This window comes from Microcoleus sp. T3_D1 (genome assembly GCF_036700405.1).
Taxonomy (GTDB): Bacteria; Cyanobacteriota; Cyanobacteriia; order Cyanobacteriales; family Microcoleaceae; genus Microcoleus.
The window spans coordinates 39,085-64,360 of sequence record NZ_JAUBOV010000018.1 but is presented as its reverse complement, the minus strand read 5'-3'; the positions used below and the strand labels follow the sequence as shown (position 1 = coordinate 64,360).

20 protein-coding genes are annotated in these 25,276 nt (G+C 47.4%); 9 read left to right on the top strand and 11 right to left on the bottom strand.

What is annotated here, in order from left to right; translation table 11 throughout:
• Nucleotides 1-161 precede the first annotated feature (161 nt).
• The 4 genes from QT992_RS10765 to QT992_RS10750 all read left to right on the top strand — a co-directional run bounded on the left by QT992_RS10765 (nt 162) and on the right by QT992_RS10750 (nt 4,908).
• A complete protein-coding gene (locus QT992_RS10765; protein ID WP_333341394.1) occupies nt 162-353 on the top strand; it encodes a hypothetical protein in 192 nt (63 codons plus the stop codon).
• Between the two features lie 419 nt (nt 354-772).
• Nucleotides 773-4,069: an SNF2-related protein gene (locus QT992_RS10760; protein ID WP_333376970.1), complete on the top strand. Its 3,297-nt coding sequence runs from the start codon at nt 773-775 to the stop codon at nt 4,067-4,069.
• A gap of 221 nt (nt 4,070-4,290) precedes the next feature.
• The gene (locus QT992_RS10755; protein WP_190744918.1) at nt 4,291-4,596 is read left to right on the top strand and encodes a small RNA NsiR4-regulated ssr1528 family protein; all 306 of its coding nucleotides are present in this window, start codon (nt 4,291-4,293) and stop codon (nt 4,594-4,596) included.
• Nucleotides 4,597-4,677: 81 nt separating this feature from the next.
• Entirely contained in the window at nt 4,678-4,908 is a 231-nt protein-coding gene (locus QT992_RS10750) for a hypothetical protein (RefSeq protein ID WP_333300966.1), read from the top strand.
• Nucleotides 4,909-5,347: 439 nt separating this feature from the next.
• Here QT992_RS10750 and QT992_RS10745 read toward each other — a convergent pair whose 3' ends face one another.
• The 7 genes from QT992_RS10745 to deoC form a co-directional block, all read right to left on the bottom strand.
• Entirely contained in the window at nt 5,348-6,265 is a 918-nt protein-coding gene (locus QT992_RS10745) for an NAD(P)H-dependent glycerol-3-phosphate dehydrogenase (protein ID WP_333342994.1), read from the bottom strand.
• Nucleotides 6,266-6,313: 48 nt separating this feature from the next.
• On the bottom strand, nt 6,314-6,832 hold the full coding sequence (locus QT992_RS10740; RefSeq protein WP_333376968.1) for a hypothetical protein: 519 nt from the start codon (nt 6,830-6,832) through the stop codon (nt 6,314-6,316).
• Nucleotides 6,833-6,890: 58 nt separating this feature from the next.
• A complete protein-coding gene (locus QT992_RS10735; RefSeq protein ID WP_333376966.1) occupies nt 6,891-7,319 on the bottom strand; it encodes an NUDIX hydrolase in 429 nt (142 codons plus the stop codon).
• 90 nt (nt 7,320-7,409) lie between these two features.
• Nucleotides 7,410-8,636, bottom strand: a complete 1,227-nt coding sequence (locus QT992_RS10730; RefSeq protein WP_333376964.1) for a glycosyltransferase family 4 protein — start codon at nt 8,634-8,636, stop codon at nt 7,410-7,412.
• Nucleotides 8,637-8,662: 26 nt separating this feature from the next.
• Nucleotides 8,663-10,234 carry an MFS transporter gene (locus QT992_RS10725; protein WP_333338136.1) on the bottom strand — a complete coding sequence of 524 codons (1,572 nt, stop codon included), beginning with the start codon at nt 10,232-10,234 and terminating at the stop codon, nt 8,663-8,665.
• Nucleotides 10,235-10,464: 230 nt separating this feature from the next.
• On the bottom strand, nt 10,465-11,340 hold the full coding sequence (gene recO, locus QT992_RS10720; protein WP_333376962.1) for a DNA repair protein RecO: 876 nt from the start codon (nt 11,338-11,340) through the stop codon (nt 10,465-10,467).
• A gap of 256 nt (nt 11,341-11,596) precedes the next feature.
• Nucleotides 11,597-12,277, bottom strand: a complete 681-nt coding sequence (gene deoC, locus QT992_RS10715) for a deoxyribose-phosphate aldolase (protein ID WP_333319123.1) — start codon at nt 12,275-12,277, stop codon at nt 11,597-11,599.
• Between the two features lie 346 nt (nt 12,278-12,623).
• Here deoC and QT992_RS10710 point away from each other — a divergent pair, with 346 nt between their 5' ends.
• On the top strand, nt 12,624-12,986 hold the full coding sequence (locus QT992_RS10710; protein ID WP_333290215.1) for a hypothetical protein: 363 nt from the start codon (nt 12,624-12,626) through the stop codon (nt 12,984-12,986).
• A gap of 350 nt (nt 12,987-13,336) precedes the next feature.
• Complete coding sequence (locus tag QT992_RS10705) at nt 13,337-14,359, top strand: tetratricopeptide repeat protein (RefSeq protein ID WP_333376959.1); 1,023 nt, start codon at nt 13,337-13,339, stop codon at nt 14,357-14,359.
• Nucleotides 14,360-14,447: 88 nt separating this feature from the next.
• Here the strand turns inward: QT992_RS10705 and QT992_RS10700 are convergent, their stop codons facing one another.
• The 3 genes from QT992_RS10700 to QT992_RS10690 all read right to left on the bottom strand — a co-directional run bounded on the left by QT992_RS10700 (nt 14,448) and on the right by QT992_RS10690 (nt 17,620).
• Nucleotides 14,448-15,194, bottom strand: a complete 747-nt coding sequence (locus QT992_RS10700; RefSeq protein ID WP_333319127.1) for a hypothetical protein — start codon at nt 15,192-15,194, stop codon at nt 14,448-14,450.
• A 726-nt stretch (nt 15,195-15,920) separates the two neighbouring features.
• Nucleotides 15,921-16,643, bottom strand: coding sequence for a pyridoxine 5'-phosphate synthase (locus tag QT992_RS10695; protein ID WP_333319129.1), 723 nt, complete (start codon nt 16,641-16,643; stop codon nt 15,921-15,923).
• Between the two features lie 191 nt (nt 16,644-16,834).
• A complete protein-coding gene (locus QT992_RS10690) occupies nt 16,835-17,620 on the bottom strand; it encodes a nucleotidyltransferase domain-containing protein (RefSeq protein ID WP_333338123.1) in 786 nt (261 codons plus the stop codon).
• A gap of 273 nt (nt 17,621-17,893) precedes the next feature.
• Here QT992_RS10690 and QT992_RS10685 point away from each other — a divergent pair, with 273 nt between their 5' ends.
• From QT992_RS10685 to QT992_RS10675, 3 genes are all read left to right on the top strand, one after another.
• Entirely contained in the window at nt 17,894-18,754 is an 861-nt protein-coding gene (locus QT992_RS10685; RefSeq protein ID WP_333319132.1) for a Tab2/Atab2 family RNA-binding protein, read from the top strand.
• A 783-nt stretch (nt 18,755-19,537) separates the two neighbouring features.
• A complete protein-coding gene (locus tag QT992_RS10680; protein ID WP_333319134.1) occupies nt 19,538-20,833 on the top strand; it encodes a TldD/PmbA family protein in 1,296 nt (431 codons plus the stop codon).
• A 240-nt stretch (nt 20,834-21,073) separates the two neighbouring features.
• Complete coding sequence (locus QT992_RS10675; protein ID WP_333338120.1) at nt 21,074-22,030, top strand: GDSL-type esterase/lipase family protein; 957 nt, start codon at nt 21,074-21,076, stop codon at nt 22,028-22,030.
• Between the two features lie 306 nt (nt 22,031-22,336).
• Here QT992_RS10675 and QT992_RS10670 read toward each other — a convergent pair.
• Nucleotides 22,337-25,276 (bottom strand): calcium-binding protein (locus tag QT992_RS10670; RefSeq protein WP_333376957.1); only part of this gene is annotated, 2,940 nt, incomplete at its 5' end.

Sequence of the window (25,276 nt, the reverse complement as noted above, 5' to 3'; positions counted from 1 at the left end):
CGAAGTCGGCCTTCGCCGACTGGGGGAAGAAATTTTAGATAATTACAATTATGATAATTCTAATCCGATTCCTCAATTGGTGGCAGAATTACCTTTTGATTCTAATCCGATAATTTATCATTCCCAGATTTGGAATACAATTACTCAGGAGGATTAATCCGATGACTCAAACAAATCAAAAATTGTCCGATCGCATCGATGCTGGTGTTAAAATGGCGATCGCACAGGCGATCGAGAAACACCGCAAACTCGGACAATCTATTAGTATTTGGCAAGATGGAAAAGTCGTAACACTTTCTGCTGATGAGATTCCACCTCTTGAAAAAAATATTATATCAAGTCCGGTTGATTAACCATAATATCCCGGCCGGGGCGGGTTTTTGAGATTGTCAATTATTGGCTGGTATTGTTTGTGAACCCGCCCCTACGAAAATCGCGGATCGAGCGGACATGACGTTATATCAAATTCGGTTGATTAGTTATTGTATAGTTTGCGATTTCGTAGGGGCGGGTTTTACAGAAAATCTGTGCCTAAGACCAATAATCTCGTAAACCCGCCCCCACCCAACGATAAATCGCAATGTACCCTCTTTTAAGATACAACAAGCGGATTTTAGCAACCATCAAATCGAGAAGAGATCCCCCCTAGCCCCCCTTAAGAAGGGGGGGACAAGAGTTTAATTCTGTAGGGGCGGTGCCCCCGTGCCCGCCCCCTTCTTAAGGGGGATTTACGGGGATCGAGGATTCTGGCACATAACAAATAACTAATAACATGAATTTAACAGATTATCCCTGGCGCATCAGCTATTCTAGCAATGAAAATAACCCGATCGCGGATTTCTACATTCCCGCGCTAGAATGTGCTCTACAGTACGATCGCAAATCCGGCTTTTTCAACAGCGCCATCCTCAGTAAAGTAGCGCAGGGATTGGGCGCCATGCTGCACAATCAAGGGCGGATGCGGTTAATCATGGGCTGTCAATTCAGCCCGCAAGACTTGCAAGCTATCCAACAAGGTTACGCCCTCCGAGATGCAGTTACCATCCGCCTCGATAGCGATTTACAGCCGCCCAAAACTTTCGCCCAACTCAAACATTTTGAAATCCTCAGTTGGCTGATTCAAAACAGTTATCTCGATATTAAAATCGCCGTTCCCCTCAAATCTAACGGCTTACCAATAGATACTGAAAGTTTACTCGATCGCCAGCATATTTTTCACGAAAAAGTCGGCATTTTTACCGACTGTAACGGCGCACAATTAGCCTTTAGCGGTTCCAATAACGAATCTCTCAGCGGCTGGGAAAGCAACGTTGAATCTTTCCACGTTTATTGTGCTTGGGAAGGCGGCAGAGATGCAGAACGAGTTTCTGAAGAGATTTTTCGATTTGAACAGTTGTGGAACAATTTATCGCCGAATGTGCGCGTTTTTGAAGTGCCGGAAGCGGTGAAAAATAAGCTGCTACAATACGCGCCCAGTAGTAAACCTGTGTGGAATCGGGAGTCAGAATTCAACGCCCCCCTACCCCCAACGGCAGGGCTGTTTCGGGGCAACCACGGGGGGATGGGCGGGCACGGGGGCACGGGCGGGCACGGGGGGATGGGCGGGCACGGGGGCACGGGCGGGCACGGGGGGATGGGCGGGCACGGGGGGATGGGCGGGCACGGGGGGATGGGCGGGCACGGGGGGATGGGCGGGCACGGGGGCACCGCCCCTACAAAACCTTCCGTAGGGGCGGTGCCCCCGTGCCCGCCCTGCCCTGAATTATCCGCAGATCGTGCTAAATTTGAACCGCTTCTCAATTTGTACGCTTCACCAACTTGTCTCGATTATTGTTTGAAATCTATTCCGATCAAACCTTGGCCGCATCAGATTAAGATATTGCGTAGAGTTGCGGCAAATTTTCCGAAAAGTTTCTTAATTGCAGATGAAGTCGGATTGGGAAAAACCATCGAAACTGGGTTAATTCTGCGTTACTTACTCGTCAGCCAAAAAGTTAAGCGCGTGTTAATTTTAGCACCAGCCAGCATTCAGCCGCAATGGCACGAGGAATTGCGCGAAAAATTTAACTTGCACTTTTGGAGTTATAGCAAAGGTGAATTAAAAAATGCGTATGGGGAGAGGAGTCAGTCAGGGGAAGAGAATATTTGGAATTCCCAAAATCTCATTTTAGCATCATCTCATTTAGTCCGTCGGAGCGATCGTACAAAACAGCTTTTAGACGCGCAACCGTGGGATTTGGTGATTCTGGATGAAGCGCATCACGCCCGCCGCCAAAGCCCGCAAAACCGCAAGGAAACTCCGAATCGGTTGTTACAGTTAATGCAGCAATTGAAAGAAAAAACCCGATCGCTCTTATTATTATCCGCCACGCCGATGCAGATTGACGCGATCGAAGTTTTCGATTTATTGCACCTTCTCGGACTCGGAGGACATTGGTCTTATGGTGAGAATTTCTGCAATTATTTTAGCACATTGTCGGAAAAGCCCGATCGCCAAACCTTGAATTTTTGGCAACTGATGTCTGTGGATTACTTCCAGCAAGGCGGTTCGCCCTGTGTTCGGTTGCAGCAATATCTCCAAAAGTGCGATCGATTGTTATATTATAAACTGAGAGATGTCTGGGAAAAAAACCAGCGAGTCAACCCAAAACAAGTTGCTGAAGACACGGATTTTATCGCCGCTTCCCGCCAATATTTGACAGTTAATACTCCCCTCAAAGATTTGATGTTCCGCCACACCCGCGACACCTTGCGCCAATACTATCAGCGGGGATTATTGGATCGGGATATTCCCCACCGCGCAGTCAGAGACAATGCCATCACTTTAGAAAATAACCGCGAAGTGCCGCTTTATCTCGCCGTCAGCAATTACGTGCGCCACTTTTACAATCTAGCGCAAAAAGACAACCGCAAAGCGTTAGGATTTTTGATGACTCTTTACCGCAAACGCCTGACAAGTTCGTTTTATGCGATTCGCGAATCCTTACAGCGCCGCCTCGAAGGAATTAGCATTACTGAGGATGATTTTCACGATTTAGATGAGGCGGATGATGTGATTCTGGAAGGAATGGAATCTTATTTTGAACCAGCCGATCCTGAAGAGATTAAATATTTAGAAGATTTACTTTATCAATTCGAGAATACAGGCGAAGATAGCAAGCTTTCGCATTTTATCACAATTTTGCGTCAAGAACTAATCCAGCGCGAAAGTGCGATCGTCTTCACGCAGTACACCGACACGATGGACTATCTCAGAACTGCTTTACAACAATTATATGGTGCTCAGATTGCTTGCTATTCCGGGCGGGGCGGAGAATTGTATCAAAATGGAGAATGGCGAACTTTTCCGAAAGAACAAATCAAAACCAAATTCCGAGAAGGAATCATCAAAATTTTACTTTGTACCGAATCCGCATCAGAAGGGCTAAATTTGCAAACTTGTGGCGTTTTAATTAACTACGATATGCCTTGGAATCCCATGCGAGTCGAACAACGCATCGGCAGACTCGATCGCATCGGACAGATTTATGATACAGTCAGAATACACAATTTTTACTATGACGGAACGGTAGAGGCGAAGGTTTACAAGAAATTGCGCGATCGCATTGATGCTTTTCAAACCGTTGTCGGCAATTTGCAACCGATTCTCGCAACAGTTCCCACTTTCATCGAAAAGGCTGTGATGAGTGCAGATCCCGAAGAAGAGGGCGTTTTGTTGGGAGAGTTCGATCGAAGTTTAGACGCGCCGCCTCGCGGCCCTGCCCTCGATGAAATGGTAGCGATGGATGTAGAATCAGACTTGCAAGAAATCCGTCAACCTCTGCCGCCGACTTCTCTGTTTCCTGAAACCCTCGAAAATTTGTTTGTCAATTCTTTGATTTTAAAACACATTGGCGCTAAATTCGATCGCTCTGAAAATCGCACTTGGCAGCTTAACTATAAAAGTCGCGATTATTGTCTCACATTTTACCCGGATACCTTTGAGGAAAATGCTTCACTGCAATTGATGAGTTTTGGCAATCCGTTGTTTGAAGAAATGCTAAGTGCGATCGCCCTTGTGTTAAACTGATATCTTGCACCAATTTCCATAAGCATTTTCTGAACAGGCAAGATGCCTGTTCCACAAAGAATGAATTTTCTTGTGGAACAGGCATCTTGCCTGTTGCTGACATTGGTGTAATATCTCAGTCAAATAGTCCTTAATCGAATATGTTTAGTTTATTTCACTTTTGGCACTTTTAGGACTAAACTACTTTTAATGACGATCGTCCTTTTTATTTTATTTGCACAATGTCTTCAGAAACAAACTCAGCGGCTCAATCTACAACTGGTGCAGATGCGATCGATGTTGCGATCGCCTCTGGAATCGACTTTGACGGTACTCCGATTCCGCAAGCAAAATTAGACCTGTACCAGCAAGTAATGGGATTAGAAGCCGGCAGACAGCGCAGTGGCGTGTCAAATACCATGCGATCGCGCATTGTCCGAATTGGTGTCAAACATCTGCCTCAAAACGAGCTCGATAAAATGCTAGTTGCTGCTGACTTCGCACCGCTGAAAGATAAAGAAGTTGCGTTTTATTACGGTGGAAAGTAGAATTATCTACCCTTCTAGATAGATGAACAGTCATCCCCAGATCGGTGAAACTTGGAACAAATCCTAGCAGAAGGTCAGTTTATGAGCACTAACGGAAATAGCGTCATCAGCAACCTCGAGTATGATTTGTTAACAGTTTTGCAAAACAAGTCTGAAGCTTTGAAAGCCTACGATACTTACATGAAAGATGCTCAAGAAACCGGTTCTCAGCCTTGTGCTGAACTGTTTCAAAAATTGCAGCAAGCTGACATGGAGCACGCGCAGGAAATTCGGCAGCACCTTCAACAGGTAATGCAGCACGGCAAGATGTAAAGCTGGTGCAACTCGCCCTGCAAGTTATGAGTTATGAGTTAAGTAGCAGCTATGAGTTAAAGAGTTTTGGATGCACGACTCATCTTCCATTCCTTAAACTCTCTCTACCGAGCGCTCAAAACATCAATTTGACCGCTCAACCAATGTCGCTTACAACTCTTAACTCATAACTAGCAACTGGTGAGGCAAATCCTTGAAACTTCAGCTACGGGTAGGGACTTAAGCTTTGCTTAATACCAATTTAAGGTGAAGTTGCACATATCTCGATCCCCCTAAATCCCCCTGATTGTTGGGGAGTAGGGGTTGACTTTGAGAAGAATCTTGTCCCCCCCTTAGTAGGGGCGGTGCCCCCGTGCCCGCCCTCTTGGCTAGGGGGGATCGGATTCTATGCAACCTCATAAAAAATTGGTATAAGTCCTTACCTATCTAGCCGTACAGGTTATAAAATCTCCGGTTTTAAAGCTCGTTCCATTAAGGATAAAACGGCTTGTTCAGGAGTAATTTCACCATTTAATAAGCGATAAACTTGACGAGAAACAGGCACTTCAATGTCGCGTTGAGTAGCCAAATCAATCAACACATTAGTAGTATTGACTCCCTCAGCAGTGCTCTGCAATTCGTGCAAAATTTGCTCTAATGATTTGCCTTCAGCCAATCCGAAACCAACCCGATAATTGCGCGATAAAGGACTGTTGCAAGTAGCCAGCAAATCTCCCAAACCCGACAAACCGTAAAAAGTTTCTGCGCGAGCTCCCAAACGAACTCCCACCCGAATCATTTCCGGCAAAGCGCGAGTTAGCAAAGCAGATTTAGCATTAGTTCCTAATTGTAAACCGTCGCAAACACCAGCGGCGATCGCAAACACATTTTTCAAAGTTCCCCCTAACTCAGTCCCCAGCGGGTCTTCATTCACATAAACCCGGAAAATATCGGAACTGTAAATATTTTGCACTTGCTTGGCCGCAGCTAAATCTAAACTCGCCGCAACCGTTGCAGCCGGCAATCCTTGCTGAATTTCCTCGGAAAGATTAGGGCCCGAAAGTACGACTATTGAATTATTAGGAAACGCATTTTGCCAAATTTGAGACGGAGTGCGCGTGCTCGCGGGGTCTAAACCTTTGGTGACAGTAACTATAATTGTACTGGGACTTAACTCTAAAGCCAAAAGTCGATCGACCGTTGCTCCAACTCCTTTCATCGAAACTGCCGAAACAACAACATCCGCACCTGTTATAACTGATTCTAGATTAACAGAACTGCTGCGCGACCACAAATTAACTCGAGATCCTTTTTTGCCTCCCAGATTTGCCAAGGCAGAACCCCAAGCACCTCCGCCTAATATTGTCAAGCTTGCCATAGAATTTAGTTTAATGAACTCAGATGTTACACCATTCTCAAGAACGGGCTAGAAGCCCGTTCCACAAGAAGATTGAATTTTTTTGTGGAACAGGCATCTTGCCTGTTCCTGACGGGCGAGACGCCCGTTCCACAATAACATTGAATTTTTTTGTGGAACAGGCATCTTGCCTGTTCCTGACGGGCGAGACGCCCGTTCCACAATAACATTGAATTTTTTTGTGGAACAGGCATCTTGCCTGTTCCTGACGGGCGAGACGCCCGTTCCACAATAACATTGAGTTTTTTTTTGTGGAACAGGCATCTTGCCTGTTCCTGACGGGCTAGAAGCCCGTTCCACAATAACAATTGAGTTTTTTTGTGGAACAGGCATCTTGCCTGTTCCTGACGGGCGAGACGCCCGTTCCACAATAACAATTGAGTTTTTTTGTGGAACAGGCATCTTGCCTGTTCCTGACGGGCGAGACGCCCGTTCCACAATAACAATTGAGTTTTTTTGTGGAACAGGCATCTTGCCTGTTCCTGACATTAGTGCAATAACATTGAGTTTTTTTTGTGGAACAGGCATCTTGCCTGTTCCTGACATTAGTGCAAGATGTGAGATGAACGAAACAAAAACTCCCCTCCTACAAACGCGGCCGCAATCCATAATGACGGTAACGCCAATAATCTCGTAAAATGCGATCGTGATCGAAACACAATTCACGAGGAATCTGCCAAGATTCAAAAATCTGTAAATTTTTAGCATCGTCCGCCGCTTGAGGTTCGCCCGTTGCAGAAGCCAAGAATACAATACTGATAGTGTGTTTGCGGGCGTCGCGATCAGGGTCAGAATAAACGTAAAATTGCTCAATTAATTCTACATTCAAACTCGTTTCTTCTAAAGCTTCGCGTTTGGCCGCCGTTTCTACCGATTCCCCGTAATCGACAAAGCCGCCGGGAATTGCCCAGCCGTAGGGAATATTGCGGCGTTCGATGAGTATGATCGGGCGATGGGGGCGATCGGCTAACTCGATGATAATATCAACAGTAGGAGCGGGATTTCTATAAGTCATTTGCAAAGGAAGAAGGAAGGCACGAGACGGATTTTGACACGAATACACGGATTAATTTCAACGGGTTCGGAGTTCCTTCTTCCTGCTGAATTATGCTAAACCGCGAATTAGTACGCGCTGCTTTTGCAAAACCTCTGCATAAAGCTTTTCCAACTCAGTAATATTCTGACTGAGAGTGTATCGCTCCATCGCCCGTTGCCGTGCTTTTTGACCAAGCAGCATTCCCAACTCAGGATGATCGCAAAACAGCGGCAGCAAGGTTTGCAACTGACTCCGCACCCGCTGAGTGTTCAAAACTATCCCCGCGCCTTCCTCCAAGGCCTCGCCGTCAGCACCGGCATCGGTGGCCAAACAAGCCAAACCGCAGGCCATCGCTTCCAGCAGCGATAGCGACAGTCCCTCCACCAAAGAAGGCAAAATAAATACGTCAGCACCCCGCAGAATTTCGATCCGGCGTTCCTCCTCGGCAACAAATCCGAGCCACACAATGCCATCATCTTCGCCGTAAAACAGTTGCAGCGAGGCGGCTAGGGGCCCGTCGCCTACGATCGCCAATACGTTCCCAGGGCCAAAATTACAGTGTTTCCAGGCCTTGAGCATCGACTCGACATTTTTCTCCTGGGCAATGCGGCCTTGGTAAACAAAAACTCGATCGGCCTTTAATTCCGACTTCAACCCCGAAGGCCCTGGAGAATATTTAACAGCATCCACACCGTTGGGAATCACAGCCACCCGTTCCTGTGGCACTCCCAACTTCACCAATATATCCCGCTGAATCTGAGAAAAAACGATCGTCGAGTCGTAGTTCGCCAAAAACGGAGCGTACAGTTGATACATCAGGTGTTGGGTTCCCGATGTCAAATTCCGCAATTTGCGATCGAACGGGGGGTGAAAAGTCGCCACCAGAGGCAAATTCAATTCTTGACAAATTTCCGGCAGCAGAAAGTCTAGGGGCGAAAGCGTCAGGGAAGCGTGAACCACATCGGGTTTGAGCCGCCGCAGAGATTTCATCAGCACTGTGCGGGACTTGAGAGTGGGAATCGTATAAATTTGCGATTTGTAGTGACAGGGTAAAGAGACTTCGTTGCAACTCGCGGACGAAAGCGAATTGGTATATGAGGTTTGAGCAATTCCCTTTCCCCATGAACCATTTGCCATGTTCCACGCCGTATTGTTCCTGTCCAGTGGGCCCGCTTCTTGGGCAAAGTGCAGAAAACTAACCTGGTATCCCCGGTCTAATAGTGCGTTGGTGACTTCCCTGGAGTAAGTGACGTTACCGCAAAAAGGTGATTTTTTTCCTAGCCAAGCGATGTGCATTCCAGTAAATCAGAGTTTGTTATTTTTTAGATTCGATCGACTTTGCTATTACTGCTACGGAAAATATACCAGGTTAAGACACCCCCGGCCATCGCTAATCCTGCTAAAGCCAAAAATACTGTCGGCAAACCCAGAAATGTTTCGGCTACCCCGGCCAAAGCCAACGGTAAACTCAAAGCGATATTAGTGGCATTGTTTTGCAGCCCGAAGACTTTTCCCCGCATTTCTTCTGGGGTTTCTGCTTGAATTGTAGTCTGCATCGGCACTCCCACCAATGAGGCAAATAAACCCAACAGGGTAATGAACAGCACCGACAGCCACAAATGGTCTGTAAACGCAGAAAGGCCCATCAGAGCAAGTGCCATGCCAACAGATCCGATTAAACTCAGTTGGGAGTGAGAAAATTTATGGCCGAGATAGCCGACTGTCGCCGCCCCACCAGCCATACCTACGCCCACCGCCGCCAGCAAAAAGCCAAATTGCGACGCTTTCATACCGGGGAGGATTTCTGCCAGCCGAACTGCTAGAACTGCCAAGGCTGCAAAAATGGAAAAGAGAATAATTAGTTGAATTAAAGCATTGCGGACTTTCGGTTGATCGTTGATGTAACGCAGCCCATCTCGCAAATCTGCTAGGGGGTGTGGCGGTTCGTGTTCGACTTCGTTTTTTTCGCCTGTTTGCATCGACAGCAAGAGCACTCCGGCGAAGGCGTAACTTCCCCCTACTACTAATTCTTTGCCGATGCCGAGTCCGCCGCCGAGGTTGGAAAATAGGGTGTCGGCTAAAGCTAGTAAGGGTTCTCCGACTGCGAAGCCAATAATCACCGAACCCATCATGGTTGTGGTGTAGAGGGAGTTTGCCGATAGCAGGTGGCGGCGTTCCACAATTAGGGGAATCACTGACTGTTCTGCTGGGGCGAAAAATTGAGTTAGAGTCGAGACTAGGAATGTCACTAGCAGCAGCAAGCAGAATCCGAGTGGCAGTTGACCGAGTTCCCACCCGTCAGAGAGCCACAGCAGCACGGGCAAGGTTAAAACGAAGGCCCCCCGCAGCAGGTTTGTGGCGACCAGCACTGCTTTTTTCGACCACCTATCGACATACACGCCTGCGGCGGCCCCGAACAGCACTGCGGGAATGGTAAAGGCGATCATGATTGCCGATACCCACCTGCTGATGGTTTGATCTGGCGCTTGAAAGCGGCTGGCCACGAGGGCGATCGTCAGTACGAGATAAACTTTATCTGCTAGTTGGGAAAAAACTTGCCCACTCCACAATGCTAGAAAATTGGGGTTTTTGAGCACTGGCAGAAATCCCGTTTGTTTTTCGGGAATTTCGGCTACTGCTTCGGAGAGTTCTGCTGCTGGCTCTGGTGTGGGAACCGGGGGGATTGCTTCGGGCTGTGGGCTATTGCCGTTGTTCCAGTCTGGTGCTGGAGTTGTGGGGTATTTATCCATTTCTGGGTCTGGGACGTTGCTCCATTGTCGATCGGCCAAGACCGGCTCGGAGCGAAAATCAGGAAAATTTTCTCGTTCTTCCATTTTGTGGTGGGTCACAGCTAAAACAGATATTGTCAAATCAGAATCGGACAGTCGCATCATAGGATTTGGGGTAGCTCGCCTGGGATGGTGGAGGTTGGGGGGATGGGGATTTCAAATTGAGGGGTTAACCCCTAAGTTTATTAATAATCTCGTAACTTTTTCTCTATCTATTATCTGATGTCGCAACAACCTTGAGAATTTACCTGAAATGGCCGGCAGGTTCGGGTATCCGCAGGCTGGGGGTGCGATGTTCGATCGCCCCTTCACCGATTTAAATCCACACTCAAAATTTAAAACTCAAAACTCTCTAAGTAGGTGTCGATCGAGCTTCCCGATCGAATCGTGCAACCTAAATGATACTGGGCATATTGTCGCAAAATATTTTCGACAGATACCCAAGTTGTTCGATCGGCAATCCCCTCTCCTAGTTCTGGACTAGCCAACTGTTGCAACGCTGCTAATTCCTTAGCATTAATCTCGAAATTTGTCAAGTGTTTGCTGCCATTCGTTTGCCGGGAACGGGAGGCGGAGCTCGACAAGCTACCGGTTTGTGAAGAGAGTTCTGCCTCTAGGTTAGCTAGTTCGGACAAGCTAAAGGTTCCCCCAGAGGGTATACTAAACCCGGTTTGCCAGTTCGGATCGTTGAAATTTGGGATGAGCGGCCCTCTGGTGGCGCAGCAAACTTGGACTTGCGGCGCGAGACCGGCTAAGGCTAGCAAGTGAAAAATGCCGTGGGCGAGGTGGGCGATAAGTACGGCGGCGGATTGGATTTCTGTGCGATCGGACAAACGCTCCAAACGGCTCAAATGTTCGCCCAGCAACCAAAAGAGTTCTTCTTGGGGCTCATCGGAAAGGGCGCTGGCGATCGCCAATTCCGCCAGATATTGCGCCGCTGAGAGTTTTCCGAGGTTGCGGCTCAAACCCGGATGGGATTGTACCGTGTCGGCTTGGGTAATTTTGTCGAGCGATCGGCCTTTGGCAATTAGCAATTCGTTGACAACAAATAATTCGCTTCTGCCGCCGATGGTCGATCGTTGTTTGCGAACACCCGGTGCTACGGCTCGAATTAAGCCGAATTCCCGCGTCAAAACTGTCAGCAGTCGATCGGATTCGCCGATGGGTGCACTCTTAAGATTGATTCCAGTTGCTTTGTAAGTTCGAGTCACTCGATTTTAGATTTTAGATTTTAGATTTTAGATTTACAAGGACAGTAGCAAAAACAGTCCGCGACGCAGAACTTTTATTAGATACTCGTTACCAGGCAGAGCCTGGTAACGCAGATCCCGAGGCTCTGCCTCCTAATCCCAGCCGAGGCAGAGCCTCTAAATATGGGTTCCCAGGCAGAGCCTTGGAACCAGTTAAATTAGCCATTGCTAATAACTAATAACTAATAACTAATGACTAATGACTAATGACTAATGACTAATGACTTTTATCTAAATTATCCCGCTGGCGGAGTAATTCCGGGCCGCGAGAAGTCCCCAAACGAGTGGCCCCAGCTAATACCAAATCTAGAGCTTGTTCGTGAGTACGAATTCCGCCGGCCGCTTTAATCCCAATCCGTCCCTTCGTAACTTCTTTCAGCAGTCGCACATCGTCAACTTTCGCCGGGCCAAAAAAGCCAGTGTTGGTTTTGATGTAGGCGGCACCGGCTTCCATACAAATCTCAGCCGCTAATTGTTTTTCGGCATCGGAAAGGAGCGAACTTTCGATAATTGCTTTAATGGTGAGATTGGTTTCTTCGCAAATTTGGGCTAATTCCCGGTGGAATTCGTCGATTCTTCCAGCTTTCAACAATCCTAAGTTAACGGAGACATCTAACTCTACGGCTCCATTATCTGCTGCTTCTAGAGCTTCGTAAACTTTCACCGTTGAAGTCGAAGCACCGGTGGGAAAACCTATAACTGTACAGACTTTGGGACGTTTGCCGTGCAGCAGCTCAACTGCTTGTCTGACGTAGGCGGGATACACGCAAACTGTGACAAAGCCAAATCTCTCTGCTTGTTGGCAACAGTGTTCTACTTGCTCTGGCGTGGCGGTGGGGTCGATCAGGCCGTAGTCGATCAAGGGGGCAATATCGATGTCTGCCTGGTTTGCAGCCATTGCTGTTTTTTCTCCGAAGTAACTACTTTATTAAGTATGTATCGAATTTACCAATCTAAAATCTAAAATCTAAAATCTAAAATCGATCGACTTTACTCCCGGCCCTAGCAAGTATAAATACTCAATTGGCTCGTAAAAACTCTTGTTGGGATTGGTTTACCAATTTATGTCAAAAAAATAATATTTTTGTATCTGCCTTTAGATACATTTTTGATCCTTCTTTAGGTATACTTTGTTAAAAGGAGTTACGGTAGAGCCTGCGTCAGCTACGCTAGGGCAGAGCCTGGTAGCGGCTACTGTTTTTACTTTTAGTAGTGCTTTAAAAACATAAAAGCCAGTGCCAAGCATGAATCATTTAGAACTCGAACAAGAAATTGGGAAGATGGCTAGAGCGATGATGACTCGCAATAGCTTAATTGGTAAGGATTTGATTGCGGATCTCAGAGGGCGGCTGTCTGTTGACAGTGTAGCTGCTTTGATGATTGTCAGTATTGAGCGTTTGATTTGGTATGACTGCGAGTCCGTAATCTGGAGTTTGAGTTATTTGATTCCTGCTGACGTGATGGAAGAAATTCGCCGGATTACTGCGCTGGTTGTTTGCCAGCGGTTGATGGGCAAGGGTTTTCTGCTGGGGAAAGATTTTAGTATTGATGCAACAGGCCAGTTGATGTTGAGTGAGAATGCTAAAACAGCGGTTGTGGTTGCTTGAATTGGGCAAGCAGAAGTAGAAGCTATTAGCACTAGCAGATTTGCAGTTAGACTTGGGGCGCCCTAGGACTCTTTGTGTAACTGCAAACTTAATTCGGGATGCGGTAAGAGTTGCGCGATTCACATAGAGTTCAGATTCGCAGCATCTCTAAAAAACGATGAGTGCGGTTAGCTAAAAGAGCTTTTTACGAGAGGAAAATAGTTAGTTTCGACCCCAAATTGTTGAGGTTGTTACTGGCTCTGTGTACGGGGATCGCCCTGTATCAAATTTTTCAGATTTTTAGTGGAATTACAGTTTTATTCCAGGTATGGTTTCATGTAGAATCATCCCTAAGATAGATACAAAATATTATGAACTTAATTCAAAACTTGGAAGCGGCTTGGTATTACCATCTGGGTTCGCGCCACCTCGAAGCTAACGACGATCATGGTGCCCTGGCGAACTTTAACAGAGCTTTGAAGTTGCAATCAGATCATTATAAGGCTTGGTTCGGCCGAGGTATGGCTCTGGGGAAATTAGAACGGCACTTAGAGGCGCTGAAGAGTTTTGATGAGGCCTTGGCGGTGGAGCCGAATGCGAGCTTTGGCTGGCACAACCGGGCTATTGCTTTAGGAAAGTTGGGCCGCTGGTTGGACGCTCTCAACAGTTTTGACCGGGCTCTGGAGTTCAGTCCGTGCGCGGCGAGTATTTGGCACAACCGGGGACTGACGCTGATCGATATGGGGCTGTACCACAAGGCGGTTCTGAGTTTCGATCGCTGTTTAAATTTGCACCCGGAGGCTGCTTGGGCATGGTACAACCGAGGTAATGCCCTGTTGGAACTCAAGCTTTACTATCAGGCGCTCAACAGTTTTGACCGGGCGATCGAGTTTAAGCCTGATGACGCGAAGGCTTGGTACAATCGCGGTATAGCTGCGAACTCTATGGGACTTTACAAACAAGCAGTGGCTAGTTTTAGCCGATCAATCGCTCTACAACCGGGCAGAGCCGATGCTGTGGGCGAACGGAGAGTTGCTTTGGAGAAATTAGTAGGTTTAAATCAGAGAAATGGCAAGTTTACTCCCACATCTGAGCGTCCCTTTGAAGATTATTTAATTTGGTACAACCGGGGTGTGGAATTGGCGCGAAAAGGCTGCTACTCTGAGGCGATTGCTTGCTACGAAACAGTCTTAGAAATAAATCCTGATTTTGCTAACGCTTTTTACAATAAAGCTTGCTGTTATGCGCTATTGGGATTTGCTGATTTGGCCCTTGACAATTTGCAGCGGGCTGTTGAGTTTATCCCTAATTTATACCGAGAGCTAGCTTTAGCTGACTCGGATTTAAGCTGCATTTGGAAACAAGAACGTTTTGAAGCGCTGATCCAAGGTTGATTTTACATAAAAAACAGCTCGCCCAATTGGCGAGCTGTTTTTTGGGCGGCGCAAATTCGATCGCCCGACAGTATTTGTGCAATCTTTGCTATTGCACAGAAACTCGGATTGAGGACTTGACCGGCCTCTTGGCAACTACGATTACCCGGTAAGTGCCGGATTCCGGGAGTTGAGCAAAAGTTTGACCTTCGCCTTGATCCAGGAGTTGTCCCGACGGAGATTCGATCGCCAGATCTAGATTTTTGTTGCTAGCTGTCACCCTAATTGTCTGCCCCTGCTGGCCTTGAACCGTGATGGGCTGGATTTGGTAGCCGGACATTTTGAGTTTGATTGTGGCTTGTTTTTCCTTGAATGCTATGGGAATTGCGCGATCGGGCCTATAAGTCCACTTGGCGTTAAAGTCGCGTCCGAGTACGAAGCTGGTGGTTTCACCTTTCGGGGTAACTCGCACGCGGTAGATGCCTGACTCTGGCAACTGGCCAATCCACTGATTGTCTGCTTTTTCAATAACCCCCATATTTTCACCATTGGGACTGTACAGTTGGGCTGTCAGTTGTCCCGCCCACAGGGAGAGAGTGAGTTCTCGCCCTTTGATGCCTTCAAAAATATAGGTGGTGGGTTGGTTGATGGTTTCTCGGATTTCCGAGGTTGACATTCGCTCGATCGGTTCGAGGTTGGGAATTGATTCAGAGGTAACGGGTTTGTTAAGGGTTTCTGTAATTTCCGAGGCAGCCATGAGCTCGCTCGGTGCAATTTTGGGGGCTACTGGGCTGGCAAATACTGATTTTGCCGTCATCATGAGTAGCATTCCAGTCAGTAAAATTAGTTTTTTCATGTCGCACTTCCGAGGGGGGTAAGGAATTGTATATGGTTACTTGTGTTTGCCTGTTTTCACCGGATTAAATCTGGCGATCGCACAGAGGCTACAGGAGGATATAGGATACACGTAAATATCCCGTACTTGCACAAAATCTGCTGGTAGCAAATTGGCAGTGCGGGAGCTAAGTAGTAGCCTCAGTTTGTCGGGACATTTTAATGATACTCCTTACGCATAATCTCATCACAGAATCTTACTAATTTAGTCTAGGAAAATTAAATCTTTTTCCGAGGAACTTGCTCAAAAAAATGCCCACACCCAAAAAACGCGGTGTCTTGGCTCTGGGAGGAGCGTTGCTACTAGAACACGGCTAGCACCCCACGGGGTTACGGCCCCTAGTGTTACTTCATTCTTTACCGAAAGCATCCAGGATACCCGCCACGTGATTCATCCGTCGAGAAATAAAAAACCTGTATCCGATGAAACTTGCCGAACGTATTTATCCGTGGGGTCAATGCTTCAATTCTTTAATCTAAAATCTAAAATCTAAAATCTAAAATCGATTGACGATCGCCTAATTATGTAGGACGATACAGACCGCACCTTACCATATTCGTAGCCTGTCCAACCATTTTTTGCATAAGTTTTGATACTGTATGTTTGGAGGGCGGATTTAGCTATTATCTCTGACAAAAACGAGTTTATCACTGCCAAATCCGCCCTACCACACTAGGTTAATTTGTACTACGAACCAGCCAGGATTTTTAGGTAAGCTTGTACTGTGTTGGACAAGCCCATTTCTAGCGCTTCCGCAATTAAAGCATGACCAATCGATACTTCTAGTATATCAGGAATCGAGCAAAATTTAGCTAAGTTTTGCAAATTTAAATCATGTCCGGCATTCACCCCTAAACCTTCTGATTGAGCTGCTTTAGCTGCTAAGACATATTGTTGAAAAACAGATTCAACTCTACCTTCGCGAAAAGCAGTTGCGTAGGGTTCCGTGTACAGTTCTACTCTGTCTGCTCCAACTTCTTTTGCTAGCGGCATGAGAGCAGCATCTGCATCCATAAACAAGCTGACTCTGATGCCGTTGTCTTTTAATTTTTGAATGATTGGTAAGAGCCGATCGCGATTTTCGGGAATATTCCAACCGCTATCGGATGTTAGCACGTCGGGAGCGTCCGGCACCAAGGTACACTGAGCCGGTTTTACGTCGCAAACTATATCCATAAATGGCGGCTGAAACGGATTTCCTTCGATGTTGAACTCAACGGTTAGCATTTTGGCTAATTCGTAAACATCGGCGGCTTTGATATGCCTTTCGTCGGGGCGGGGATGGACTGTAACGCCATGAGCTCCGGCAGCAATTACTGTTTTTGCGGCTTCGGTAACGCTGGGAATGCCGATGTTTCGAGAGTTTCTGAGGAGGGCGATTCTGTTGATGTTGACGCTGAGTTTTGTCATGGGATGTTAATCTTTAAAGTTGAGCTCACATCTTGCACCTTTCTCAAGAACGGGCAAGATGCCCGTTCCACAAAGAGTAGATTTTATTGTGGAACAGGCCGGAAAGCCTGTTCCTAAAAGGCTAATTGAGAATGGTGCAAGATATAAGTTGATAATACTATATTAATCGCTTTCGGTACGAAACTTTAAGCCTATGGCGGTAGTGTTAGGGCATTGTCAGAGGAAAACTTAGCTTGTGCAAGGGGTAAAGTTTCGGCAAAAAAAGCCTCAGCTATTTGCTGTTTTACTGCCAAATCTTCAAGGTTGGCAATGCAGAAAAGCGGGGCGACGCGATCGACTATTTCGCGCGGAAAATCTCGGCTAAAATATTTTAGTTCAAAGTCGTATCTGTGGGGACGGTAAATCATGCCCAACAGTTCGACTAAGGGTAGAAGCGTCCAATTGTGATAGTTGCCGATCGCATCTACTAAATGTCCGCGATAAATCTCTTTTTTTACCAGAGGTTGCAGCAAATCGAAACGGATTTTAAGGTCGTTGAATCGGGTTTGCATTTGGGATAAATGATGGTTTTTATCCAAAGGATGCGGTACAATTAGATTAGCTTTGTCAAAGGCGATCGGCACTTTCCCGTGTCTCTCTATTTCCAGAAAATCGTTGCGGCTGCTGCGCCGAAAAACAGCGAAATCAATTAGCAAGAAGGGCGGGGTTTCTTTCAGCCGCCAGAAGCACTGCGATTGACCGTGCCAAGCGGGTTCGGGAACTCGATATTTGAGTTCGATTTCAGCAATTTCTGCGAGGGCTTTTTCAACAATCTCAAATGTTTCTTCCACGCAGTTATCTTCAACCACAACCGCAATATCCAGGTCGGACCACTCGTCGGTGTATCCGTGGGCTGCGGAACCTCCTTGCCACAAAGCGAGAACAAAATCTAAAGGTTGTAAGGTAGAAACAATCTTTTCGAGAATGATTTGTCTCATGAAATCAAGCTATACTGTTTGTTTTCCCTGGCTTGCACAAGTTTAACAAACGATCGCGTGTTGAGATTGCTCCGCGACAGTTCTCCGAAGAGTTGCTAATGCTTCCGGTTGTGCACTGCTGCAAAAAATTACACGGGAAGCTGCAAGGGAAAGCCACAATCTTTGGGAAAGTGCGATCGCCCTTGAAAGTGAAAATCAGCCTTATCTTGTCAGAATCAGAAACTTGCCCGCTGTCCGGTAACATGAGAAAGGATTAATTTTTAACAGCGCGGCATGGCTACTATTTGGGAACTCGACTTTTACAGCCGTCCAATCATAGACGAGCGAGAGAAAAAAAAATGGGAAGTGTTGATCTGCGAAAGCCCGCTGAATGTAGGGGACAAGGCCGACTCTCTGTTTCGCTACTCGCAATTCTGCTCCAGTTCTACCGTAAATTCCCTGTGGCTGGCGGGTGCAATTAAAGAGGCGATCGCCGCAGCACCGAAACGACCTGAAAAAATCCGCTTTTTCCGCCGCCAAATGGCGAACATGATTACCAAAGCCTGCGAGGATTTGGACATTCCCGCCGCCTGCAGCCGCCGCACCCTTGCCCTCAGCCTGTGGCTGGAAGAACGGATGCAAGACGTTTATCCCGCCGAACCGGGCTATCAACCGGTTGTGAACCCGAGTGTTCAATTTATACCCGAAACGCCTGTTGCGCTGCCGGATGCTTTAATCGGTGAAAAATGGGCGTTTGTGAGTTTGCCGATCGCAGCTTTTGACGAAATGTCCGAGTGGGATATCGGATTTGGCGAAGCTTTCGGACTTCCGATGACACGCCTCGCCCCAGAAACGCAAATTCCGGGACTAATTATCTACTCGTCGAGAGCAAACGCCCTGGCCGGTTGGATGTCGGGTTTGGAGTTGGCTTTTCTGAAATTTGAGAGCGGCCCACCCGCTAGGCTGGTATTAGATACCGGAGCTAACGATCGCTGGATTTTAGCTAATCTCAGAGACGCAGCAACTGAGAGAGAAGCGAAAGGATTTGAAGCCGCGAAAAACCAAGCAAAAAAAGTACATTTCTTAGCAATTCAGTCGAATCCCGAATCGGAATCTTTTGCAGGATTTTGGCTGCTGCACGAACTAACTATTTAGTCATTAGTCATTAGTCATTAGTCATTAGTCATTAGTCATTAGTCATTAGTCAGTTGTTAGTTGTTAGTAGTCAGTTGTTAGTAGTCAGTTGTTAGTAGTCAGTTGTTAGTAGTCAGTTGTTAGGGGAGCATCTCATATTTGTAAAAATACTTCTTCTGCCTCTTTCCTTCTGCCTCCTGCCTTCTGCCTCCTTCCTTCTGCCTCCTGCCTCAAAACTCCAATTTCTAGCGGAGGGCTGCAAAGGTGAGATGCTCCCGTTGTTAGTTGTTAAGCTGTTGTGCATTTAAATTGTATGTTGAGGGCGGGCTCTTCGGCCCACCCCACAATAAGGAAAATTTATTGCCCCATGCAATTTAAATGCGTATTAGCTTAGTAGCAGTTAATAATCTACCGTTATTTAGTCTAGCGTTAACAGCTATAGCAATCCTAAATGATTCGTGTAATTCTTGTAGGGGCAAAACCCACGCCCGGTTGCCCCGCCTTGACTGGGGTAGGCACGGGGAGTAGGGGTAGCACTACCCCTACATATTTTTACAAATGATTCAGGATTGCTATAGATTGACTAATAACGAATAACTCATATAGCGGTTCTCAAATAATTGAGGTATGCTTTTCAGTCCAAGACCCGCGAGGCCTATGCTCTACGAACATCTCATGTTACTGAGAAAGGCTATAACTAATAACTACTGACTAATGCCAACTAACAACTGCCAACTGCCAACTAACAACTGACAACGGCCAACTGCCAACTGCCAACTGACTAATTACCAACCACCGAGAACAATGACCAATCACCAATCAGCAGAACAACTGTTAGAACTAGCCACCAAAGCAGGTGCAGAAGCTGCTGAGGTATTGGAATCGCAATCGCTCTCACGGCCGGTCTTTTTTGAAGCAAACCGCCTCAAACAGCTAGAAACCGCCCAAGCAGAAGGCATTGCACTGCGGCTGTGGCGGGATGGGCGGCCGGGTTTGGCGGTGGCCTACGGGCCTGTGGAACTGCAAATTTTGGTGGATAGGGCGATCGCGCTTTCGCAACTCAACGAACCGGAAACCATCGAACTCGGCACCGGTGAGAAAGTTGTTTATCCCGATCGCGGAGTGTCGGTGCCGGCCGAACAGCTAGTAAACTGGGGAAAAGAGGCGATCGCGATCGTCCGCGAAGCCTATCCCGAAAGCCTCTGCACCGCCGAACTAGACTGCGAAATCGAGAGCACCCGCTTGGTGAACACCAAAGGCTTGGATTCCAGTCACACCGACACCACCCTCAGCGGTTACTTATCAGCAGAATTAGTGCGGGGCGAAGATTTCCTCAACATTTGGGAAGGCGAAACCGAACGCGGCACCCTCGACTTAAATACCAGCGCCAAGCGGGTTTTGCAGCGTTTGGAATGGGCGAAAGACAATGTACCCCCCCCCACGGGCCGCGTGCCGGTGCTATTTACAGCCAAAGCTGCCGACTTGCTGTGGGGGACTGTCTGTGCCGCGTTGAACGGCAAACAGGTACTCGAAGGCGCTTCGCCTTGGAACGATCGATTAGGCCAACAAGTGACATCGCCGCTTGTCACCCTCTCGCAGCAGCCGGATATCGGGCCCTATAGCTGTCCTTTTGATGACGAAGGTACTCCCACTCGGGCGATCGTCTTTATCAACAGCGGAGTGTTGCAGCTATTTTATACCGATCGTACCACCGGTCGAGCCTTGGGCAGTGGCACCACCGGCAACGGATTTCGCCCAGGTTTGGGCAGCTATCCCACGCCGAGTTTATTCAATGTTTTGATTAAACCAGGTTCGCTTTCGCTAATAGATTTAATCGCTAAATTAGACGACGGAATTGTAGTCGATCAAATGCTTGGCGGCAGTGCCGGAATTTCCGGCGATTTTTCAATTAATGTCGATCTCGGCTACCGAGTCAAAAAAGGTCAAATAGTCGGCAGGATCAAAGACACAATGGTAGCTGGCAATGTCTACAACGTCCTCAAACAATTAGTAGAATTGGGAGGAGACTCCGAGTGGAACGGTTCTTGCCACACACCATCTCTAATTGTAGAAGGATTGTCCGTTATCGGCAAGAATTAAAGTCAGTTGTTAGTAGTCAGTTGGCAGTTGGCAGTTGGCAGTTGTCAGTTGTTAGTTGTCAGTTGTTAGCAGTCAGTTGTCAGTTGTTAGTTGTCAGTTGTTAGTTGTTAGTTGTCATCAATCATCAGTTAACAGTCAACAGTCAACAGTCAACAGTCAACTGTCAACAGTTAACAATCAACAGTCAACAGTCAACAGTCAACAGTCAACAATTCTCCATTCCCACTTCCCATACATAATATGCGTATTTGTTTTATCGGCGATTCTTTTGTAAACGGTACTTGCGATCCCAAATGTCTCGGTTGGACAGGACGGATTTGCGCGGCCGCTTGCGGACAAGGACACGATATTACCTACTACAATTTAGGAATAAGGGGAGAAACCAGTGGCGATATAGAAACTCGTTGGTTCAACGAAGTTTCTTGCCGCTTACCTCACTACGGCGATGGCAGAATAGTATTTTCCTTTGGCGTCAACGACACTTACCGAGAAAACGAAAAAAATCGCATAGAAGTTGAAAAATCAATTGAAAATGCTCGCTCTATTCTCACGTCAGCCAAAGAAACATTTCCAGTATTAATGGTAGGGCCACCGCCAGTTATCGATGCCGATCGCACAAAGCGGATTGCCAACTTATCCGAACAGTTTTCCCAAGTTTGCCACGAGTTAAATGTGCCTTATTTAGATGTTTGCACCCCGCTGCAAAACTCAGAAATTTGGCATAAAGAACTTACCGAAAATGACGTTTCCCATCCCCGCGCCGCCGGTTACGCTGAATTGGCTAAAATAGTTCACAATTGGGACGGTTGGAAAGCTTGGTTTAAAAAAATCAATATATCAGATCGAGAGACAGTAACGCTGTTCCGAGCCGTCGGCAAAAAAGAAATGGAACTGATTAAAGAAAGCGATTTTCTGGCATTTCCGCCACGACTGTCTTTTCAGCCTATTTTTTATCCCGTACTTCACAAAGCCTATGCCATACAAATCGCGAGAGATTGGAATACAAGAGATGCAGCATCGGGATATTTCGGCTATGTCACGCGCTTTCGGGTTGCGGCAGAATTCTTAAAAAAATATCCCGTCCAAACTGTCGGCAGTTCGATTCATCAAGAATATTGGATTCCGGCAGAAGAATTGGCTCAATTTAATCAAAACATTGTGGGCAAAATTGAGATTTTTGCGGAATATCAACCGTAGAATAGGAGGAAATCATCCTTGAATTCAATCGGTTTGAACTGATATCTTGCACCATTCTCAATTAGCCGTAGGGGCGGGTTCGCCAACAGCCTTAAAGCTTGCAAATAGGTTCTATAAACCCGCCCGACCCCACGAAAAATCCTCTTATTGATATTGCTGCAAGATGTCGGTTTGAAGGGATAAATTTTGACGGGTACGGCACTCTGAATAGAGTGGGAAAGGGTAAAAAAACGCAGATCAACGCAAATTGGTAAAATTCATCTGCGTTAATCTACGTGCATCTGCGGTTAAGAAATCCCTCAAATCCTAAATGAAAGTGAAATAAGGTTGATCCAGATTCAAATCCATCACCCCTTGCACCGTGGCAATTAAATCATCGGATTCACCGGGTTTTTTGAGGAAAATGCTAGTCGCATTTCCCGAAACCGACAGCGAATAATTGCCCTTAATTCCCGAAAGGACGATCGCATCCTCAGCAGACTTAAAGTCACTAATCACAGCATTACCATCACCAGAGTAGTAGATTTTATCACTATCTCCCAGCAAGAAACGGTCTTTACCTTCCCCGCCAGTCAAAGTATCAAACTCCCCTACTCCGGGGTTAGTAGCACTCGGATCGATACCTGCTAAAGTATCATCCCCAACGTCACCGCTAACAACATCATTACCGCTGCCGCCGAGCAAGAAATCATTATCTAACTGACCGAAAATGCTGTCATCTCCAGCATCACCGCCGAGAGAATCATCGCCCTTTCCACCAAAAATTATATCGTTACCGTCTCCTCCCAAAACAACATCCAAGCCTTTATTTGCGTACAGCGAATCATTACCGCCGCCACCTAAAATGGTATCGGAAGCTTTACCGCCGTAAACAATATCATTGCCATTTCCAGCATCAATCAAGTCGGTGCCCGCATTGCCCAATAGCGAATCTTCGCCGTCATTGCCAAGGATATTATCACCACCATCTAAGCCGAAAATCGTATCGTCTCCAGCTAAACCATCCAATGCGTCAGCTTGCGGAGTTCCGAAGAACGAATCGCTAAGCGGCCCGCCACTGAAAGTAGAATCAACGGTAGTATTCGGACTCGGAATCCCAATTGCCGGTGTTAAAATTTGGGGGCCGCGAGGTGTGGGAGTTGGCGTGGGTGTGGTTGTGAGTGGGGGTAGAGATGGAGGAACAAAGCGATCGAGAATAGTATTTCCCGACAAACCTGCAACAGTTTCGATAAATCCGCTGCCGGGGCGATTGCTGGTGGGAGAATCGAAGAAATTGAGAATTTCGATGTCATCTGCGGCGTTGATTTTACCGTCTTTGTTGATGTCTACTAGCAAGCTAGTACCGCTGCGATCGACTCCAACTTGATCGGGACTTAGAAATAAAGCTGCGGTAACACCCGTGACAACCAGGCTGTCAGTGCCGGCACCTGCTTGAATTTTGCTACCAGCGGCTGTTGCGGGGTCGAGGATAAAGGTATCGTTGCCACCACCACCGGTGAGAATGTCGGCACCGCCGTTACCGATGAGGCTTTCGCTGTTGCTGCTGCCAGTGATAGTATCGGCGAAAGTTGTACCGACGATAACTTCGATACCGGTGAGAGTATCAGTACCTTCGGCTGTGGAACTTCCCGCCGCGAGATTGATATTGACGGGACTCGGCAGAGTAGCATAAGACACCGTATCGATACCGGCACCGCCGACGATGCTGTCATTGCCTTCACCGCCATCTAGAGAATCATCTCCATCGCCGCCGTCGAGAGTATCATTGTCTTCGTTTCCGAACAAAAAGTCATTGTCGGCAGCGCCTAACAGAGTATTGTTACCATTGCCGCCGTCGAGATAGTCATTGCCATCTCCTCCATTGATAATGTCAGTACCTTTACCGCCCCACAAAATGTCATCACCGGCAGCGCCTAACAGAGTATTGTTACCATTGCCGCCGTCGAGATAGTCATTGCCATCGCCGCCGTCGAGAGTATCATTGTCTTCGTTTCCGAACAAAATGTCATCACCGACAGCGCCTAACAGAGTATTGTTACCATTGCCGCCGTCGAGGGTGTCGTCGCCATCGCCGCCGTCGAGATAGTCATTGCCAGTCCCCGTACCGAAAATTAAGTCACCGCCCGCCTCACTAATCACAATGAGCTCGTCGCCGTTCAACACATCATTGCCAGCGTTGCCGAGCAGCGAATCATTGCCTTGATTGCCGTCAATCTCATCGTTGCCGGCCAATCCGTCCATACTGTCATTGCCCCTGCCACCTGGAAGGGAATCATCTCCAGGAGTCGCCTTCAGCGGAAAACTCTTGAGAATATCTGCCCCTGAGAGATTGCCGACTGTTTCAATAAAACCATCTCCTTTTTCGAGATTTGGTTCAGCGAAGAAGTCAAGAATCAACAAGTCGTCAGTCTCGTTAAAAATCCCGTCCTTGTTGAGGTCAATTTGCAAGTCGGTATCGAATTCGCCGCCCCGCGTGACGCCTGCCGTATCGGCGGCAAAGTCGATCGCCAGCGTGAGATCATTGAAAGTTAGAGTATCGGTGCCGCTGTCGTCAGCAATGATGCTGCCCCCTGCGGAAGTAGCATTTAACACGTAGAAGTCATTGCCGGTGCCAGCTACTAGATAGTCGGCACCGCCACCGCTTTCTAGGGTATCGTTACCGTCATCTCCGTAGAGTTCGTCATCGCCAAGGCCGCCGTTGATACTGTCGTTATCTTCACCGCCTTCTAGGATATCGTCGCCGTCACCGCCTTCTAGGGTATCGTTGCCCTCATCTCCGTAGAGTGAGTCATTGCCAAGGCCGCCGTTGATACTGTCGTTATCTTCACCGCCTTCTAGGCTATCGTCGCCGTCACCGCCAGAAATAGAGTCGTTGTCTTCGTACCCAAATAAAGAGTCATCGCCGGCATCTCCTGTGAGGGTGTCGGCATCGTTTCCGCCGAAAACTTCGTCCTTGCCGTCGCCGCCGGAGAGCAAATTATCGCCCTCTTCATCGTATAGGAAGTCATCGCCAACATCTCCTGTGAGGGTGTCGGCACCGTTTCCGCCGAAAACTAAGTCATTGCCGTCGCCGCCGGAGAGCAAATTATTGCCGAATTCATCGTATAGGAAGTCATCGCCAACATCTCCTGTGAGGGTGTCGGCATCGTTTCCGCCGAAAACTTCGTCCTTGCCGTCGCCGCCGGAGAGCAAATTATTGCCGAATTCATCGTATAGGAAGTCATCGCCAACATCTCCTGTGAGGGT

Coding starts and splice junctions, on each gene's coding strand:
- QT992_RS10765 (WP_333341394.1), top strand. CDS start 162: ATGACTCAAACAAATCAAAAATTGTCCGATCGCATCGATGCTGGTGTT.
- QT992_RS10760 (WP_333376970.1), top strand. CDS start 773: ATGAATTTAACAGATTATCCCTGGCGCATCAGCTATTCTAGCAATGAA.
- QT992_RS10755 (WP_190744918.1), top strand. CDS start 4,291: ATGTCTTCAGAAACAAACTCAGCGGCTCAATCTACAACTGGTGCAGAT.
- QT992_RS10750 (WP_333300966.1), top strand. CDS start 4,678: ATGAGCACTAACGGAAATAGCGTCATCAGCAACCTCGAGTATGATTTG.
- QT992_RS10745 (WP_333342994.1), bottom strand. CDS start 6,265: ATGGCAAGCTTGACAATATTAGGCGGAGGTGCTTGGGGTTCTGCCTTG.
- QT992_RS10740 (WP_333376968.1), bottom strand. CDS start 6,832: ATGCCTGTTCCACAAAAAAAACTCAATGTTATTGCACTAATGTCAGGA.
- QT992_RS10735 (WP_333376966.1), bottom strand. CDS start 7,319: ATGACTTATAGAAATCCCGCTCCTACTGTTGATATTATCATCGAGTTA.
- QT992_RS10730 (WP_333376964.1), bottom strand. CDS start 8,636: ATGCACATCGCTTGGCTAGGAAAAAAATCACCTTTTTGCGGTAACGTC.
- QT992_RS10725 (WP_333338136.1), bottom strand. CDS start 10,234: ATGATGCGACTGTCCGATTCTGATTTGACAATATCTGTTTTAGCTGTG.
- deoC (WP_333319123.1), bottom strand. CDS start 12,277: ATGGCTGCAAACCAGGCAGACATCGATATTGCCCCCTTGATCGACTAC.
- QT992_RS10710 (WP_333290215.1), top strand. CDS start 12,624: ATGAATCATTTAGAACTCGAACAAGAAATTGGGAAGATGGCTAGAGCG.
- QT992_RS10705 (WP_333376959.1), top strand. CDS start 13,337: ATGAACTTAATTCAAAACTTGGAAGCGGCTTGGTATTACCATCTGGGT.
- QT992_RS10700 (WP_333319127.1), bottom strand. CDS start 15,194: ATGAAAAAACTAATTTTACTGACTGGAATGCTACTCATGATGACGGCA.
- QT992_RS10695 (WP_333319129.1), bottom strand. CDS start 16,643: ATGACAAAACTCAGCGTCAACATCAACAGAATCGCCCTCCTCAGAAAC.
- QT992_RS10690 (WP_333338123.1), bottom strand. CDS start 17,620: ATGAGACAAATCATTCTCGAAAAGATTGTTTCTACCTTACAACCTTTA.
- QT992_RS10685 (WP_333319132.1), top strand. CDS start 17,894: ATGGCTACTATTTGGGAACTCGACTTTTACAGCCGTCCAATCATAGAC.
- QT992_RS10680 (WP_333319134.1), top strand. CDS start 19,538: ATGACCAATCACCAATCAGCAGAACAACTGTTAGAACTAGCCACCAAA.
- QT992_RS10675 (WP_333338120.1), top strand. CDS start 21,074: ATGCGTATTTGTTTTATCGGCGATTCTTTTGTAAACGGTACTTGCGAT.